Origin of the sequence: Vibrio sp. YT-15 (assembly GCF_033337445.1) — a bacterium.
Classification (GTDB): domain Bacteria; phylum Pseudomonadota; class Gammaproteobacteria; order Enterobacterales; family Vibrionaceae; genus Vibrio; species Vibrio alginolyticus.
In genome coordinates this window covers 1-17198 of record NZ_JAWOQR010000008.1, presented here as the reverse complement: position 1 = coordinate 17198, position 17198 = coordinate 1, and the positions used below count along the sequence as shown (strand labels likewise).

Sequence of the window (17198 nt, the reverse complement as noted above, 5' to 3'; positions counted from 1 at the left end):
CAGAGAACAATATCTGAAGTGATTGAAAGATTTAGAAAAATCAAGCTTCACAACAAAAATTTTTTACTAGCTAAGTCGCACTATAAAGACTAAAATCAGGTTTAGTTCATATGGAATAGCGTCCATATGATTGATACCGTAATTGACATATAGAGTGCCGTCCCATTTTTGTGAGGCGGCCTTTTATTTGGGAGTCATAAAATGTCAGAAAACAATTCTATCTACATCTCAAGCTTAGATATGAACCGAATCACGGCCTTGTTGGATAAAATGCCAAACATCGCAGCGGAGCTTGTGGAATTAGAAGCAGAGCTCGACCGAGCAACAGTTCTTGAGCCAGAACAAATGCCAGATAACGTGGTCACGATGAACTCGACTGTAGAGTTTAAATTTTCAGGTGAAGATAGAACCATGACAAAGACACTGGTTTACCCTTCTGAACTGAAAAGCAGTGATGATATCTCTATTTTTGCACCCGTAGGCAGCGCACTGATCGGTTTGTCTGTCGGCCAAAAACTTGACTGGCCAATGCCAAATAATCAAGTGAAGACAATTGAAATTGTCGATATCACATACCAACCTGAGCGTTGTGGTGCACTAAACCGCTAACCCTCAGTAGTCCCGGTGCAAAGGCCTCCATTTAAGACTTTGCACCAGGAGAGTTATCCACCTTGAAAAACACTCTAAAGCCCCCTTCAAACCAACTAAAATTTCGACCTATCATATACACTGTCATCTACCTCTCTATTAGACTCACCATACTTTGCAACTCAGTAGCGCATACGAATTCCGGGCCCAACCGACTAAAGCTATTCACTTTGTGAATTGTGGCAGTGGAGATTAAGGGAGCCATAACCCTCATGTGTAACACTGCTGAACACTGTGTAACATTGCTGTGGACATTTTTACTTCGAACTTAAATCTTCCCAATCATAGAGTTAACTGAAATCAAAAATACGCCTGCATAAAACTGTAAAAAGCGCTGACACAATTTTATCATCAAAAATCACAAAAATAATGCAAATACAAATAGTTATCTAATGGCATGCTCTGTGCTTTTATTTTCACCCGAAGTTGACGTTCCACAACAAATAACAAACTAACAACGAGTTTTGGTAAGCAGTACCCCCAGGCTCAACGGAGGTTTTATGGAAAGCAATATTAATTCATGTTGGATCACAAACGTATTGAGTTGTGCCAACATAACCAAGGCAAAACTATTGGCTTTATTACTAGTTGTTCTAAGCTTTGTTTTAAGCACGCAAAATGCGTTAGCTAACGACCCTGGTGAACCTACAGACAATGGGGTACACCCTATGTTTGTAGAGGGCAATCCAACTTGTTCGGATCTTATGGGCAATGTTGAAGGGCTCGTGGAGTATCGCATAGATGGAGATCAATTGGGCGATGGTGTGCTCGGCGATGGGGAATTAAGCGTTACTATCGATGTTCAACCAGATAAGACATTTGATTGGTCAAGCAGCGGAGGTATTGTCCACTCTATCTTTGTTAAAGGCGGACCAAATGGTAATTTCTACGAATATTATAGTGACGGTGGTGTAATAACTTATTCCGACGGAAACTTACACTCTCCCGTTAATCCTAAAAATGGTAACTACTACGGTCTGAGCCATGTGTCATTCTGTTACACACCAGGAGAACCAGAAATTACTCTTGTTAAAGAATGTACATTTGGCGAAGTTGTTGGTGGTGATTCATTGCGATTCAATTACAAGTTAACCGTAACAAACTCAGGAACCGTGCCGCTATACGATATTGTCGTCACTGATGATACCGCAGAAGATATAGATGGTTTAGGTAGCCACACAACCAATATAGGTATGCTCGATCTGGACGACTCACAGGTTATTAATGGCAGTTTTGTTATTAACCAGAATGGTATCCTGAACCATGCTAGTGCTAAAGCTGCAACTGAAGTAGGTGGCGAAGTGGCAACTCAAGACACGGCAAGTTGGGATTGTCCTGAACAAAACCTTATCGGTTCATTATCACTTGAAAAAGATTGTGACGTGCTCGTAGTGCTTAACGACTATGGACATTACGGACTACAAGTGAATTACAGTGGTGAAGTCTGTAACACATCCGAAGTAACCATAAATAACGTATTTGTGACTGACGATAAAGACGCTGATCCTCAATTTATCGGTACCTTAACCCCTATGGGAACTATAGGGGCATGTGCTCCATATTCAGGTAGCTACGTTCCTGTTCCAGGAGAAGACGAATTGGGTGAAGGTACTCCGGGATTTTATGTAGGTGCCTTTAAAGATATGGTAACTGCAACGGGTGTTCCTGTGTTTGGCGATCTAGCACCAGTTATGCCTGCTGAGGCAGAATGTACCTTGTGTCCTCAATGTGTAGATCTCGAGATGTGCCCTGCGCCCGCATCGGACCTTAACCTATAAAATGCGTTTCTAATAATTAGAAATAGGAAAATGCCTGACTCAAAGAGTCAGGCATTTTTATGTGATTCTGCTACTTGTTTTTTCCTTTACCTGGCTTGCTGTTATCACCACCATCCGACTGTAGCTTTATCAACACATCGGCCGTTGAGCGACTATTACCATCGCTAATGGTATAACTAAAGCTATCATTATTCTTGAACCTTCGGCTTGGTGTGTAGCGCAAAGAACCATCTGACAATAGTTCGACACTGCCTTTATTAGGCTCTGTAAATGAGACGACTGAGGCCGAAGCTTGCGCATCAATAATATCGTTTACCAACACATCTATTAGAACAGACTTTTTTTCATTCAAGATAACGGTATCATCAACAGCAGCCAGTTCAGGCTTTGTCAATTCATCTGCCATCACAGCATACATTACTGATGTTGCAGCATCATAAGATAGATCAGCTGAGTGCTGAGTTTGAATAGATAGTGAGTAATTTTTTGCTTCAGTTTCTGTTGCTGAGGTCACAACGACTACTGCTTGTCCGGACTCACCAGAAGCCAGTGTTAACTGATTGTCACTAGCTTGCCAACCAATCGGTACCACGGTATTGATATTAAAGGTAGAAGTTCCGCAATCTATAGAGTCATTGTTTGTTATGCTCACCTGATACTGCACATCTTCACCTGCCAGAACTGAGTTTTTCGTAATCGCTTGAGCCGTTATACTCGGTGCGTTAATAGTGCAGTTACCCATGCCACCACCAGGCTCAGAACCACTTAGCGTTACCGTCACCTCAGCCTGAGTACCATTTGCGCTATTTAAGTTGATCGTCGCTCCAGAAAGCGGATCAGTATAACTATCACCAACTGGCATGGCTGGATCGTACCAGTCGTTTGAGCCAGTAATGGCATAATATTCAGAGCCCATTTTAAAATGAAGCAGATTGCTACTGCGTTCATCACCTTCTAGTGCTGAGCGAATGACAATGCCGTCCGTTACATCGCCACGATAAAAAATGTAAGAGCGTGCATCTAAAAAACTGTCGTAGCCAACTGATTGGCGATACTCAATATAAAACCAGCTTTTCTTCCCCGTAGTCGGATCAATACCACGTGGTACCTTGATGGTTACAGGAGCGCTACTTTGTGTTTCGTAGTTTGCAATTACATAAGTGCCACTTTGAGTAACTTCAATTGTTTTAGCAGCATGACTACCTTCTAACCAACCTAGCTGCTCTCTCTGGAAAGTATTGATATAACCATTAGAGCCCCCCATCACATCATAGCTGTCACCATATTCACGTCTTGTACAGTGATCTGAGATAGGTTGGTCACCACAGTCAAGTGCACCCGAGTGACGCATTCCAAGATTATGTCCCAATTCATGAGCAATGTTCATTGCGGAAAAGTTGCCATTAATCCAAGCTCGTGACGGCTTACCCTGCATCGTCGCTGAGCCAGCAATGCTGCACGCCGTTTTCGTCATCATATAAACGATACGATCATACTGGCCCAAGTCTATACCTGATGAAATAGCTTTCTGATCTGCCGCTTCGCGCACGGCGCTTAAGTCACATATCTGGTTTGAAACAGGCAGTGTATACCAACCCACAACTTGACCAGAAAACCAAGTCTGGCCAAAAGAATTCTCGCGATAAAAATCATCCACAGTATCAAATACTAAATGATTTGCTTCGGCCTTGCTCAACGGTTGCTCATTCGGGTTCTCTTTGAAATTCAGCAACATAACTAGTGTATTTTGTTGTCCCGTCGTATTTGCTGTTGCATTGGCGTAGTGGGTACTCTGTAGAAAAGAGAATATTACCAATAAAAATGACAACCCTTTATTTAGAGTTTTTCTATTTATTTTAATATTTTTTATCACTGCTTCACCTAATTTAGAATAGTAAATAATTCATTTTTCAATGAAAATACATAATGTAAATAATATAAAATTTAGACAATAAAATGCCCTAGCCTACTAATCCAGGCATGTCCTCATTTAACATGAATATGTTCATAAATGAATAATAAACAAAAATATATTCGCGAGAATCATAACAAAACAAATGGTCAAAATTCAACCACAAAGACGAACAACTTAAATAAAGAGCACAAACAAAAAATTTATCTTACCTATCAAATATTTAATTGAATATAAAAACAATTTTATATAAACAACATTTATATTATAAAATAAATTTAGCAATTAAGTTTAACCGCAAAAATTAATTCTTTAAATATCAGTGAAATAGAGACGAAAACCAAAATAAATAAAATATACAACAAAAGTTATAAGCTTTAAATTCATTAACTTAATAACGGCACATAATGTTAATATTATTCATCATTCCCTGAACCACACTAACTCATTCTATTGTTAAATTTAAGTCAAATAAAAACAATGAAACATCACAATACTCACCTATACTCATATTTATTAAAAGGTTAAACCGAAGTACAGAGCACACTAATAAATCAAGAAAAATATATTTAAAAGGAGATAAATATTAAATTCAGTATTAGACTAAGTTAACTATAATTATATAGAGAGAAATATAACTAAGTTAGATATAATAATTAATTTAGGTCTGTAGTTTATACACAACTACTATTTAGATATGTATTGGAATGGTTTGAAATGCCAAATATAAAAAAACCGGCTATAAGCCGGTTTTTTTATAAATATTGGAGGCGCCTCCCGGAGTCGAACCGAGGTCCACGGATTTGCAATCCGCTGCATAGCCACTCTGCCAAGGCGCCTTTCTGATATTGTATCTCTGTCACCAAAGATTTTGATGGTGCCCCGGGCCGGACTTGAACCGGCACAGCGCGAACGCCGAGGGATTTTAAATCCCTTGTGTCTACCAATTCCACCACCAGGGCAACGCAATCATGCGATGGGTTAGACACCATCTGTCTCATCGACCTTTGCCGTGAGAACGAGGCGTACTTTAACGGATTAATTTATTAGGTCAACAATAAATTTTATCTTTTTGATTCATATGGTTAAGAAACAGCCCGAAAGAGTAAATAACCTTCAAATTGTAGATCTATTATCCTAATTATATCCATGTAGCTTCTCAGAATAATCCTTTCAATAAACATCTAATTGGCCATCCTTCCACCAGATTCTTAAATAACAGTATTCCGTATTTATTCAGCATACCCTTTAGCATCGAATACCGACAAAGTGTTCACTTGTAAACTAGAAACACATACTAAAGGTATGTTCTTCTGCCTCCTTGCAACTTATTGATATTAAATTTAATTCTCGTTTTCTGTCTTCCATGCGAATGCGAACAAGTTAACACTCTGTTCACAATGTGTATTTTAAAGACACTTGTCAAAAAACAAAAACAATAAAAATCAAACAGTTAAGCTTGGTTTGATTTTTGCTCTCTTATCGTCACCGACAACCGCTCCAAAAGCACAGTTTCTAGTTATCCACTTTGGAGTAATTGTCTTAGGACTAGGGGCACAGCAGTTCGTGTACTCAATGATGCCGAAGTCCAGTGTTGGCATCATTGGGTATTCACATCGCCCTTTTATCAACTTTCAAGAAGAAAAGAAGGTAGATGATGGAACATTTAATAAATAGCCGACATAAAAGGCTGCTTAGCGCCATGTTAATAGGTGCCGCGGCATTTTATGGGCAAACCGCATTCGCGCAAGACCCTGGTATACAAAGTATTTGTATGGAGGATCAATATGGTAAGAATTTGAATTGTACCGCTAATGATATCAATATCGCAGAAGCTACAAATATCGAAGTTACTGCAATCGGTGGTAATCCGGTAGACCCAGGAACGACGGTCTGTGTAGCTCAACAAACCGTAACGTTTACCGCTGACTTTGAAGTTGTATCAACTGCAAGTGATCGTTATGACATCGGACTTTACTTCCAGAACGAAGGAGGACCGAATGCACTTAATGGTAGCTGTAACATCTATACTTTGAGCGATGAATACTCTCAGAACGCGAACGACACCGATGGTGACGCTTGTTTTGACGTACAACAAGCACAAGTCGTTATCCATTCTGCCGAGGTAACCACGCTGTGTGAAGATACTGACGGAGATGGTCAACTCAACCTACCAAACTGTGTTAGCTGGCGCCAACCTGGTAAAAATGAAGTCTGTGAAGATGGTAATGATGCCTACCCTGGCGCTCCATCAAAATGTAATTGTGACGACAATTACAACATTCCAATTTTTATTCAACCAGATCCACCCGTTTCCACCAAATCGGTTAATAAAATGGCGGGAACAGAACCTGGCGACGAATTTATCTACACAATTAAAATCGTCCCAGCTGAAAGTACTGGTAACAGCGTTTTCGTGACTAAAATCGAAGATGAAATATCCTCTAGCACTAACTCTGATTCACAAACATTCTTGCTAAACAGTGTAGGTGGCGGTAATGATATTGGCATGACGAAAGGTCACTACACATTAATGTCAAGTGAGCTAGCCAACGCTTGTGAAAACATCGTGCTTCCTTATGAGATTCCGCCAGAAGCGGTTGGTTTAGAGTGTACATTCAAAATTGCTATTAGTGACGACGACTTACCAGATATCCCTACTGACGAATCGTTTGAAAACTATGTTCGTTCCACTATCGTCGATGAATATGACGAACCTGTCGGAGACAACACTTGTACCGTCGCGAGTACCGCTGGTACGCCAAATCCAAACTGTAGTAATGAGATCATCGTAAAACTCACGAATGTATCTCCTGAAATTTCTGTTACTAAATCAGCTAATCCAACAACCGTTGTCGAAAGTCTTGCTGGTGAACCTGTCGAATACACTGTTGTTATCACCAACAATTCGTCGGTTGACGAGGTAGAGATCACATCTATAACAGATGACCAATACAACATCGCAACTGAAGCAGCAACGTGCTTGGGAGCAATGCTTGGAATCGGTGAGTCTTGTCAATTTAGCTATACACGAAATGTTGCAGGTAATGTGGGTGATCCTGCATTTGTGAACAACGTTACTGCTATCGCTTTTGATAACGAAAACGACTCGGATGAAGACTCTGGTCAAGCGAGTGTGTCCTTTAGTAACAGCCCTGGTGCTATTGATTTGGTCAAAACTCCTAACGCTTTAGACGAGCCACCATATTCTGTAACCGAGTCTGGTGATAATGTAGACTTCACGTTTACTATTACCAATACGTCCCCTGTAGACAGTATCACTCTCACAGAAATGACGGATGACAAACTTGGTGTGTTATTCGATGCAGGAAGCTTCCAAGGCAATTGTAACTTCTATGGTGATATCTTAGCTCCTGGAGAAAGTCGATTCTGTACTGTTACGACTTTCCTATCGGGTGAACCAGACATGCCACATATGAACACAGCGGAAGTAACAGGTGAAACCGATGATTTCATTCCTGAAATCGTCACAGATACCGATAACGGTAAAGTTGCATTTATCAATGAACCAGCTGATATCAACTTGAATTTCGCTCTGTCATTAACATTGAGCCTTAACATTGAGAACGCCTCTAGCTATGAAGCGGTTAATTTAAATGCTCTTAGTATTGCGGGCACTCCAATAGAAGCTGGTCAAGGTAATACACATTACTTGATTACCGCAAGTAATTGTCCAGTTGCGTTCCCATTCTCTATCGCAGCGAACGGTAGCATGAACTGTACATTTAGTGTTGATTTGCTCACACCGGATGCTTCTGTAGATAACCTATTTAGGTCTGCAGGCTCTGGAGGCTTATTGGTAATCTCAGTAGCAGATGAAGATGGTGGGCCAGCAGTAGAGCCAGTGATTGTTGTCAACGCACAAGCCGCATTGGCGCCCTAACTAATGATGATGAGGTAAATAAAGTTATCGGCTTACCTTAGTTAAAAAAGGTGCAATGATTTAACACATTGCACCTTTTAATCTTACTGAGCCTTGTTTACAGAAAAATTATTTTCTACCCTTTCCTTTATTGGTATTAGAGCCTGAAGTGCTCGCCATACTAATATACACTAGCGCTGACGCAGTAAGATCGCCATCGCTGATGGTATAACTGAAACTATCACTTCCTTTAAAGTTCTTAGCTGGCGTATATATTAACTGACCATCTGACGTCATTCGTACCGCTCCTTTCGAACCCTGAGTTACAGATGTTATCGTTAGTTTATCCCCTTCAGGATCGCTATCATTTGCGAGCACATTAATACTTACTGAGTCTTTTGAACTTACTTCCACTCGATCTGTCTGGGCAACTGGTGCGCTATTCACCTGGACTGGAACTGAGATTCCGAAGCTCACCTTTTTGCTAATATTCAGGCTCGTATCTGCTGAATGCTGAGCGTTAATGGCGATATCGTATGTTCCATCTGTTGCTTCTGCGCTTGACGTAACATTCATTGTGAATGATTGAGTTTCACTAGGGCTCAAAGTAATACCACCGCTATTAGCAGTCCACCCACTTGGTACACTCGCTGATAGGGTAAATGTACTCGAATCACAAGTTGCACTATCTTGGTTGGTCAGAGTTGCTGTGTAACTAGCAGTACTGCCCGGTTCAAACTCCCCCGTTTGATTTGCAGATAACACCAACAAAGGCGTTCCACGTGAACAGACGTCCACTGGCGTTTTGATAACAAAATTTGCTTCTGTATTTGTGTAGTAATCAGTATCAATACTGTTTATTACGCTAAATAGCATCGAGTAACTACCATCCGTCGCCGTTAAGTCAGAAGTCACATCAATGACCACACTCTCACTGTCTCCTGGCGCTAAACTTAGCTTAGATGAGGTGGCATTCCACCCACTTGGTACCGAAGCTTCAACGTCAAACTCTGAGGTATCGCAACCTTCTGCGTCATTATTAGTGACTGTAACACTATAACCGAGCGTGCTCCCCGACTCCGCTGTGGTATTTTGGCTAGGAGAAACGGCAACAGTGGGAGCATTTTTATGGCATGTTGGCTGCGTAAAGCTGATATGGACGCTTGCTCCGGTATTGTCGGCCCACTCGGTGGTAATGGTTAACCCAGCCTCTATATCTGTATAACTTTTTCCAACAGCCAAAGCAGAATCGTTCCAGTCAGTTATTTGGCTAGCCGGGGTTAAATCAATAAGTTGGCTACTGTTCATATCGGACTCTGTACTTAGGCGCATTGTTACACCAGACGTAAGATCCGAATAACTCGCAAGATAGCTGTCAAAACCTTTAGGCTGCCGATACTCTAGGTAGTACCAAAGTTTCTTTCCTGTTGAAGAGTCCACACCTCGCTGAATCTTTATTGCTTTGGCTTCCCCCTCAGGAACGGACTCATAAGGCTCAAGTATGTAACTACCATCAGAATTTACTTCAATAATTTTACTTGCAATTGATGATGGCTCAGAAGAAAACCACCCTAGACTGTCTTTGTTGAAAGCACTGAAATGTCCGGTAAAGCCCGGAGCTCCCATGATCTCCAAACTATCACCGTATTCAACTGTGTAACAATCACCACTAATGACCTCAACACCACATTCAAGCTTTTTCGCATGATGCAATCCAAGGTTATGGCCAAGTTCGTGGGCTACAGTTCTTAGTGTCATAGAACCATTGATCCAAGTTCTCGACGGTGTCCCACCCACTGTACCTTTTCCTGTCCACCCACAATCAGCAATTTTAGGAAAAACGAAAACCACTCGATCATAGGTATCGATGTCTACGCTGTCAGCTGTAGCAGCTTCTTTAGCCGCAGTATAAATTTGCGCAGTATTACATACTGCGTTCATAGGCAGCGTGTAATAGCCTAGAACGTCTCCAGTAAACCATGTCTGATTATTTGAATTTTCTTTATAGAAATCATTCACCGAGCCAAATACTAGATCAGTTACTTCTTCAACAGTCCATGGTTCTTGTACATCATCCAGAAAATTCACTAACATCACTAGTGTCGACTGTTCACCTAAAGTATTGGACAAAGTGAAAGGTGAAGTACTGGTTGATGCGGCATCTGTATCTCCATCAGCCAATACAAGAAGACCTTGCTGAGACTCTTCCAAAACTAACGCGTTTTGATCATCAAACTTCCAACCGCTAGCGCGAACTTTAGCACCAGATGGAATTGGGTTGATTTGTGATTTAGAAGAACCATAAACCTCAACAGAGCCCTCAGAGGTTTGCAGTACATATCGAAGACGGCTCTTGCTGTGATCTTCATAATCTTCATAGAAAACCTCCAGTTCGCCTTCTAGCGTTTGCTCCTGCTCTAACAAAGCTTGCACTTTTTCAGGCATACCTTTGCGAGCTTTTGCAGTCAGAGCAACCTGCGCTACCGTGCTAGGGTCTGACTGAAACAACTCGGAAATTAATACTTGACGATCGTGAGCAAGAGAAATCATTTGCTCTAAATAGTGATGTTTGTTTTTCGCCGATGCACCATGATAATTAATCATCGTCTGCTTTAGCACGCTAGTATTATCTTGAGCCTGCTGGCGCTTCTCCTTGGCAGTAGGTGAAACCGATTTTTCTTGTTGAATCAAATGCTCATGCGGGATGTCTTGTGACTGCGCCGTCGCGTTGAATGTCAGAGATAAGAGGCTGATAAGAGCCGTTGTTGAAAGTTTAAATGTATTGGAAGTAACAATATTAAAATGGGTATTAAACATACTTAATTTCTTATGTGGTTTTATCTTTGGTTCTAATTTTTCACACAGCATAAGTCCGAAATCATGTCGAACGATTGATGATTAGCGAGCGAAAAAAAATAACTAGCCTAAACGTATAAATTTAATTTAATTTCAAACACTTATAAACGTTAAAATCAATAAAATAAGCTATAATTAAAACCAAAAGACATCTAATAATTATTCAATAAAAGGCATTGCCTTTTAAACAATCAAAAAGCAAAATAAAAATCATAAATTAGTTATTTACTATTTAAGTTAAACTTGCGTTAGTCACACAAGATAAATCATTTATTCGTATGCAATTAATTTACCTCTTTTTCTTCAGTATTTAAGCATAGGTTGGTTTTTGTGGGTAAAATCCTACAAACACGGCGATTAAATTTCAACCAAAAAAATTAATTTTCATCACAATATCAAACATTATTATTCAAATCATGAATATATAAGAAGATTTATCTTATAAGTAAACTCTCACCACTAATATGAGCCCAGACTAATATTAATTTAATATTTTTATATAATTCAAAAATTACTATATGAAAAATAAGAACTTTATTTTAAACAACAAAAAACTAACACAAACAAAACAACTATTAATAATCGATGATTTAATAAAAAAATATGCATGCCGTTTCAATTCACCACAACAGCTATAAATCTCGACACTTAATATCAAATATCGATAGATAATCTCTAAATCAACAAATTAGTTTAGATAAAATAAAAGGCAACTAACATTAGTTGCCTTTTATTAAATATGAAAATCATTATTCTTTTTTATCACTATTTGATAACCCCTCTAATAGTGATTCAAACACCGCATAGCCCTGTGCACCTACCACGATTTGCGGTTCTACAAGTTGATCATTTTCTACCCGACCAATTAAAAAAGTTGGTGTGCCGCGAATACCTAAGGATTTTCCTAGCGTCATATCTTGCTCAATCTTGTCAGCAACAGATTGATCTTCCATACATTTATTGAACTCTTCAATGTTTAAAGATAAGTCTATCGCTGCTTTTTGATAGAACTCCTCCCCTAAATCTTTAGCGTTGTTAAACAGCATTTCTCGCATAGTCCAATAGGAGTTTTGCTTAAGACTACATGCAGCCGCGATCGCAGCCCCCTTGGCTTTGGCATGAAAACTTAAAGGAAAATCTCGCGCAATATATTGCACCTTTCCGTTATCGATATAATTTTCCTTTATCTGTTTAAAAGCATTATCCGTAAATCGCTTACAATAAGGACATTGAAAGTCAGAAAATTCAACGATAGCAATTTTTGCTTCTTTATTCCCAAGAATTGGAAGTCTACCACCTTCGGAAAAGTTAAGTTGGTTTGGCAAAGTCGGAGGTTCTTTTTTCGGTGGATTAAATGCTAAGTCTTTAATTTCTTTAACTTCATTTTGTATCACCCCCATTTCTTTTGTTAATTCACTTATCTCTTCCTTTAACAACTCAACTTCTAATTTTAGATTATCATTATCATCTGACTGACAACCGGTTAAAAATTGCAGTAGCACTAATGGTATGATGAATCTTACTGTTTGTATAAACATCTCACGTCCTCAATATGAAACAGAACAAATATAAAGATTTAACTTTACTTTTCTCTATCAAAAGATTTGCTGAGGCGTCAATGGTGAAATAAGCCTATAAATGAATATCTAACACAGAAACCATCAGTAATAACAACAAGCTACAAGGTACCACCGAATTCAAAAACTAATAAATTATAAATGACCATTCACACTCCGATAAGACAGCAATTTCTTTCGAGTTGATAAAAAGTATTGTAAAAGAGTAATTATAAGTCAATGAAGTCACAAAGATTATGACGTCATTTTAAATAGTTTAGAATGGAGAGAATAAATGTTATTTAATAACTAGTTATTGTTTTAAGATCAAATTTATATAAGCCACTATTAGTCGTACAAAAAATCAGCCTCTACACTAAGTTTAAGCTTTTTGGAGGACAATCATGACCATTCATAAGAAACCATCATTTCACTTACCCTTACATGCCGACTCCGAACTCGACTTCGTAGTGCCCTACTTCTTCCTTAGTGAATTTGATTATGCACGCTCTCTGGAGCTGGGGGTCATCGAAGACTTAGATCCTGAATTTACACATCAATATCGCGTCACACTGAGGCGCTTACGCTCACTATGCTTACTACTTCGCGAACTGCTCCCTCCTTTTGAACAGCGTATTTTGAAACCTCATTTAAAAATAATGATGAAGAAAACAAATAAGCTGCGTGATTTGGACGTATTTATCTTGGACAAAAACCAATACATTGAAATGCTCCCAAATCACAAATCGTCTCTTGAGCAGCTTTTTGGCTTTATCGAAGCCGAACGTGCTTACGAACAGGCAAAAGTTACGCGTTGGCTAGCTACAGAAGAATACACAACGCACTGCACTTTGGTCAGGAATAGTCTGCTGCGAAGTACGCAACACGAACGAGTGGATAGCAACGTACCTGCGTTACTCTTCGCAAGCCAAAAAATCTCCGATCAATTTAAAAAAGTTGATAAAGCACGACGCAAGATCTCGGACAAAAGTCGTGACAGCGTGATTCATTCGATGCGGATAAAGTGCAAAGCGCTTCGTTATTTGTTAGAAGGATTTTCCACGCTCTATCCTTCCCAACAGCACAAAAACAACGTGAAACAACTAAAACTATTGCAAGACAAGCTCGGTGACTTTAACGACACTTCAAGTCAAATTGAATTTTTCGCACAACTCAAAGAGACAGCAAATCTCAATAAACAAGATCGTAAGGCTTTGAAAAAGCTAATTAACGTGCTTAGCGAACATCATGCACTCTCTCGCCAAACCATCTTGACGCATTTAAGGCAGTTTGAGTCTTTCATTCGCGATACCAATACACAGAATCTCTATCGGCTCTAAATCAAGGTTCACGTATTTTTAATATTCATTAATTACAGTCAATCGTTAGGCTCCACTAAGAAAGATAACGTGAAACCATTAAAACGATACCAATACGAGCGCTATGCGGTGCTTTGTAATCTCGCCTACCCTCGCGTCTTCAGGCAAACTCAATACGGGTTCGATCCTAATGGGCAACGAGTCATTAGAAATGAACACGGTAAGATTATGATTCGCGTGCTCTGGAGTAAAAAACAGAGTGAAGTGGTCGTAGTGATTAAAGGCTCACACAGTATCAGTGATTGGTTGTTGAACTTCGCGATGTGGACGAGAAGCTGTCGAAGGTTGGGACTAAACTATCGCATTCACGCGGGTTTCTATCATCTTCTGTTTCAAGAAAGTTTACCGAGCCGAAATGAAGATCGGTTGGGGTTGACCGTGCTCGAGCGCCTCGAAGGTATCGTTGTACCGCTCATTCTCAGGGGAAAAAGAATCACTATTACTGGCCACTCTTCAGGTGGCGCGATTGGCAGTGTTTTTGCTGACTATATTGAGAAAAAATACCCAAAAAGCATTAAACGCGTGGTCACTTTCGGACAGCCCGCTGTCGGGGATTGGACGTTTAAGAAACGCTACCGTTTGGGGCACAAAACATACAGGATTTGTTGCGACATCGACATCGTGACCTTTATGCCGCCCGTACCTTTTTTGTATTGGCATGTAGGCAAAATGCTATGGTTATATAACGGGAGAATATACGAGAACACCCCAACGCTCATACGGCTTGGGCGCTCCTTATTTAGTTGGTTAATGCGACCGTTCTCTTATCACTTTATGAGTAAATACATTCGCGACAAAGACTTTTTTGATGAACGTTGAGTTAAACATCCGAAAGGTATGAAGTATAGACACGAAAAAGCCGGACTTCGCCGGCTTTACGATTAAGTGGTGATCTACAGAGAGGCAATTTCTTTTTCAAGTTGATATTTGTTATCTGTGACAATTCGCTCTAACACTTCAACACGTCGCTTCAAGTCACCAATTTGCTTGTTAAGGTTATCTTGTTCTTCTCGGCTCATCGTATTACGTTCAGATATCTCCAACGCTCTTACTTCTTTACGATGGTTCAAGATTAACTTTATTATCCCGCCCCCAAATATGGCACCGAACACAATAGCCACAACCAATACATCAGCAATAGATTCCATTCTTTATCTTCCTCTAGATTATGCTCAAATATAAGTTACTCATTTGTCGAATGAATATCAAATAACACATTGATTCATTGAAAAGTTTTATTAAGAATTGCCTACTCTGTATCAAAATCACAGGAATGGATTATTCAACGCCAACCCAAACCGAGACAGATCCGCCGTTTACTGGGAACTCAGCCCAACCATTCGCATCAGTCCAAACTTCTTCAGTTCGGATACCCAACTTGTCTACGTAGCGAGCACTTGGTTTACCCGTATACATCCACTTCGAGCCGCCAGGTCCATCACTCATGATCACGGCCATTGAATGTGGATGATTTGCATCACCTTCTCGAGTCCAACCAATTACGTCCCAGTGGTCGAGATAAGAATGTTGTTTGCCATACGCATAATCTTTACGCAGTGTTACTAGCTCTTTAATGTAAGGCACTTTGACCATATTGATGTCATGCCCTTTATCACTGTACTGCGCGCCGTAGTAATCTGCATAAAACACGGATGGATAACCTTCTTCACGCAATAAGATAAATGCGTAAGCGAGCGGCTTAAACCACCAATCAACCGTCGACTCCAAAGCCTGCAAAGGTTGAGTATCATGGTTTTCTACTAAGGTTACCGCTTTGACTGGATTGTCCTTCATCAGCGTACCATCCATGATTTGACGCATATCGTAGCTACCACCCGATTTAGACGCATTGTAGAAGTTCATATGTAACGGTGCGTCGAATAGAGACATGCTGCCAGAAGTTTTGGTGATAAAGTTATGCAGCTGATTCACATCGTAGTTCCAGTACTCTCCGACCGTGAAAAGTTCATTCCCTGTTTTCCAACGTAGGTGATCAATCCATTCTTGCAGGTATTGATATTTGATGTGCTTCACCGCGTCCATTCTAAACCCATCAACACCAGTCATGTTGATATACCACTCACCCCAGTCTTTCAGCTCTTGCTTCACTTCAGGGTGATCCATGTCTAGGTCAGCGTACATAAGGTAATCGTAGTTGCCTTTTTCCGAGCTCACTTCCCAATCCCATGCCTTACCCTCGCCTTTGAATTTGAAGATAGCTTTTTCTTCGCCAGCATCGTCCCAATCCACGCCATCAAAGTGGTACCACGTCCAATGAAAGTTTGAGTACTTGTCGTTGCGCCCAGGGAAATCAAACTCTACCCACGCTTCAATCCATTTATCACCAAGTTCAATATTTCGGTTGTTCCAATCTACGCGCTTGGTATCAACCCAAGACTTTCCATCCGCACCACCGCGATGGTTGAACACCACATCGCCATAAATCTGGATATTGTTTTTATGGGCAGCATTGATGGCGTTTAGGTACTGATCTTTGGTGCCATACTTGGTTCGCACCGAACCTTTTTGATCAAACTCTCCCAAATCGTACATATCATAAACGCCATAACCGACGTCGTTGCTACCACCAGCACCTTTATAGGCGGGCGGCAACCATAACGCAGTAAAGCCGTTGTCAGATAGTGCCGAAGCGTTGTTTTCAACTTGTGTCCAGAGTGCACCGTCATTTGGCACATACCAATGGAAATACTGCATCATGGTGCCATTTTGTGCCGCCATTACAGGCGAACTGAGCAGCAAAGTTAAGGGTAAAAGTGTAGGTTTAAGGTTGAATGTTTTCATTATTTTTCTCTCACGTTAAGGACTAGAATCCTCCTTTCTGCATATACGCACCAAGCGATACTAACTATGACGCTAGCTAGGTTGCTGCCTGTAATACAAAAAGTTCGGATTACAATCGAAGAGAAACTATCACCAATCACACTATACAATTATTGAGTTGTCTAACATTTATAAAATCAATGATTAGCGCATTAAAAATATTGAATGGTGATCAAAACATGGGAGACTTTAGGAAAGCGCGAAGGGTTACGAAAAGGCGGACTAAAAACGAAAAAAGCCAGTCATTTAAGACTGGCTTTCGAAATAGTGGAGGCGCCTCCCGGAGTCGAACCGAGGTCCACGGATTTGCAATCCGCTGCATAGCCACTCTGCCAAGGCGCCTTT

The 17198-nt window shown here is 40.3% G+C and carries 10 protein-coding genes and 3 tRNA genes; 5 read left to right on the top strand and 8 right to left on the bottom strand.

Translation table 11 applies throughout. The annotated features are described in order from the left end of the window. Positions 1-201: 201 nt before the first annotated feature. Entirely contained in the window at positions 202-609 is a 408-nt protein-coding gene (rnk, locus tag R7D93_RS15565; protein ID WP_005390213.1) for a nucleoside diphosphate kinase regulator, read from the top strand. A gap of 539 nt (positions 610-1148) precedes the next feature. Further along, entirely contained in the window at positions 1149-2426 is a 1278-nt protein-coding gene (locus R7D93_RS15560) for a hypothetical protein (RefSeq protein WP_005390212.1), read from the top strand. A 70-nt stretch (positions 2427-2496) separates the two neighbouring features. Here the strand turns inward: R7D93_RS15560 and R7D93_RS15555 are convergent, their stop codons facing one another. From R7D93_RS15555 to R7D93_RS15545, 3 genes are all read right to left on the bottom strand, one after another. Beyond that, positions 2497-4161, bottom strand: coding sequence for an Ig-like domain-containing protein (locus R7D93_RS15555; protein WP_225495851.1), 1665 nt, complete (start codon positions 4159-4161; stop codon positions 2497-2499). 942 nt (positions 4162-5103) lie between these two features. Continuing rightward, positions 5104-5177 (bottom strand) — tRNA-Cys (locus R7D93_RS15550). A 36-nt stretch (positions 5178-5213) separates the two neighbouring features. Then, positions 5214-5300: transfer RNA gene (locus R7D93_RS15545), tRNA-Leu, on the bottom strand. A 692-nt stretch (positions 5301-5992) separates the two neighbouring features. Between R7D93_RS15545 and R7D93_RS15540 the strand changes: the two genes are divergently transcribed. Next, complete coding sequence (locus tag R7D93_RS15540; protein WP_213867738.1) at positions 5993-8242, top strand: hypothetical protein; 2250 nt, start codon at positions 5993-5995, stop codon at positions 8240-8242. Between the two features lie 108 nt (positions 8243-8350). Here R7D93_RS15540 and R7D93_RS15535 read toward each other — a convergent pair whose 3' ends face one another. Further along, on the bottom strand, positions 8351-11038 hold the full coding sequence (locus R7D93_RS15535) for an Ig-like domain-containing protein (protein ID WP_213867739.1): 2688 nt from the start codon (positions 11036-11038) through the stop codon (positions 8351-8353). Between the two features lie 788 nt (positions 11039-11826). Next, positions 11827-12615 carry a DsbA family protein gene (locus R7D93_RS15530; protein WP_005389872.1) on the bottom strand — a complete coding sequence of 263 codons (789 nt, stop codon included), beginning with the start codon at positions 12613-12615 and terminating at the stop codon, positions 11827-11829. Positions 12616-13037: 422 nt separating this feature from the next. Between R7D93_RS15530 and R7D93_RS15525 the strand changes: the two genes are divergently transcribed. Continuing rightward, positions 13038-13973, top strand: coding sequence for a CHAD domain-containing protein (locus tag R7D93_RS15525; RefSeq protein WP_225495847.1), 936 nt, complete (start codon positions 13038-13040; stop codon positions 13971-13973). Between the two features lie 69 nt (positions 13974-14042). Beyond that, positions 14043-14831 carry a lipase family protein gene (locus R7D93_RS15520; protein ID WP_033907029.1) on the top strand — a complete coding sequence of 263 codons (789 nt, stop codon included), beginning with the start codon at positions 14043-14045 and terminating at the stop codon, positions 14829-14831. Positions 14832-14905: 74 nt separating this feature from the next. Here R7D93_RS15520 and R7D93_RS15515 read toward each other — a convergent pair whose 3' ends face one another. From R7D93_RS15515 to R7D93_RS15505, 3 genes are all read right to left on the bottom strand, one after another. Further along, the gene (locus R7D93_RS15515; RefSeq protein ID WP_005375990.1) at positions 14906-15160 is read right to left on the bottom strand and encodes a hypothetical protein; all 255 of its coding nucleotides are present in this window, start codon (positions 15158-15160) and stop codon (positions 14906-14908) included. Positions 15161-15290: 130 nt separating this feature from the next. Beyond that, positions 15291-16814, bottom strand: coding sequence for an alpha-amylase (gene amyS, locus R7D93_RS15510; protein WP_213867740.1), 1524 nt, complete (start codon positions 16812-16814; stop codon positions 15291-15293). Between the two features lie 307 nt (positions 16815-17121). Further along, positions 17122-17195, bottom strand: a tRNA-Cys gene (locus tag R7D93_RS15505). Positions 17196-17198 lie beyond the last annotated feature (3 nt).

Coding starts and splice junctions, on each gene's coding strand:
- R7D93_RS15560 (WP_005390212.1), top strand. CDS start 1,149: ATGGAAAGCAATATTAATTCATGTTGGATCACAAACGTATTGAGTTGT.
- R7D93_RS15535 (WP_213867739.1), bottom strand. CDS start 11,038: ATGTTTAATACCCATTTTAATATTGTTACTTCCAATACATTTAAACTT.
- R7D93_RS15530 (WP_005389872.1), bottom strand. CDS start 12,615: ATGTTTATACAAACAGTAAGATTCATCATACCATTAGTGCTACTGCAA.
- rnk (WP_005390213.1), top strand. CDS start 202: ATGTCAGAAAACAATTCTATCTACATCTCAAGCTTAGATATGAACCGA.
- amyS (WP_213867740.1), bottom strand. CDS start 16,814: ATGAAAACATTCAACCTTAAACCTACACTTTTACCCTTAACTTTGCTG.
- R7D93_RS15540 (WP_213867738.1), top strand. CDS start 5,993: ATGATGGAACATTTAATAAATAGCCGACATAAAAGGCTGCTTAGCGCC.
- R7D93_RS15525 (WP_225495847.1), top strand. CDS start 13,038: ATGACCATTCATAAGAAACCATCATTTCACTTACCCTTACATGCCGAC.
- R7D93_RS15515 (WP_005375990.1), bottom strand. CDS start 15,160: ATGGAATCTATTGCTGATGTATTGGTTGTGGCTATTGTGTTCGGTGCC.
- R7D93_RS15555 (WP_225495851.1), bottom strand. CDS start 4,161: ATGTTGCTGAATTTCAAAGAGAACCCGAATGAGCAACCGTTGAGCAAG.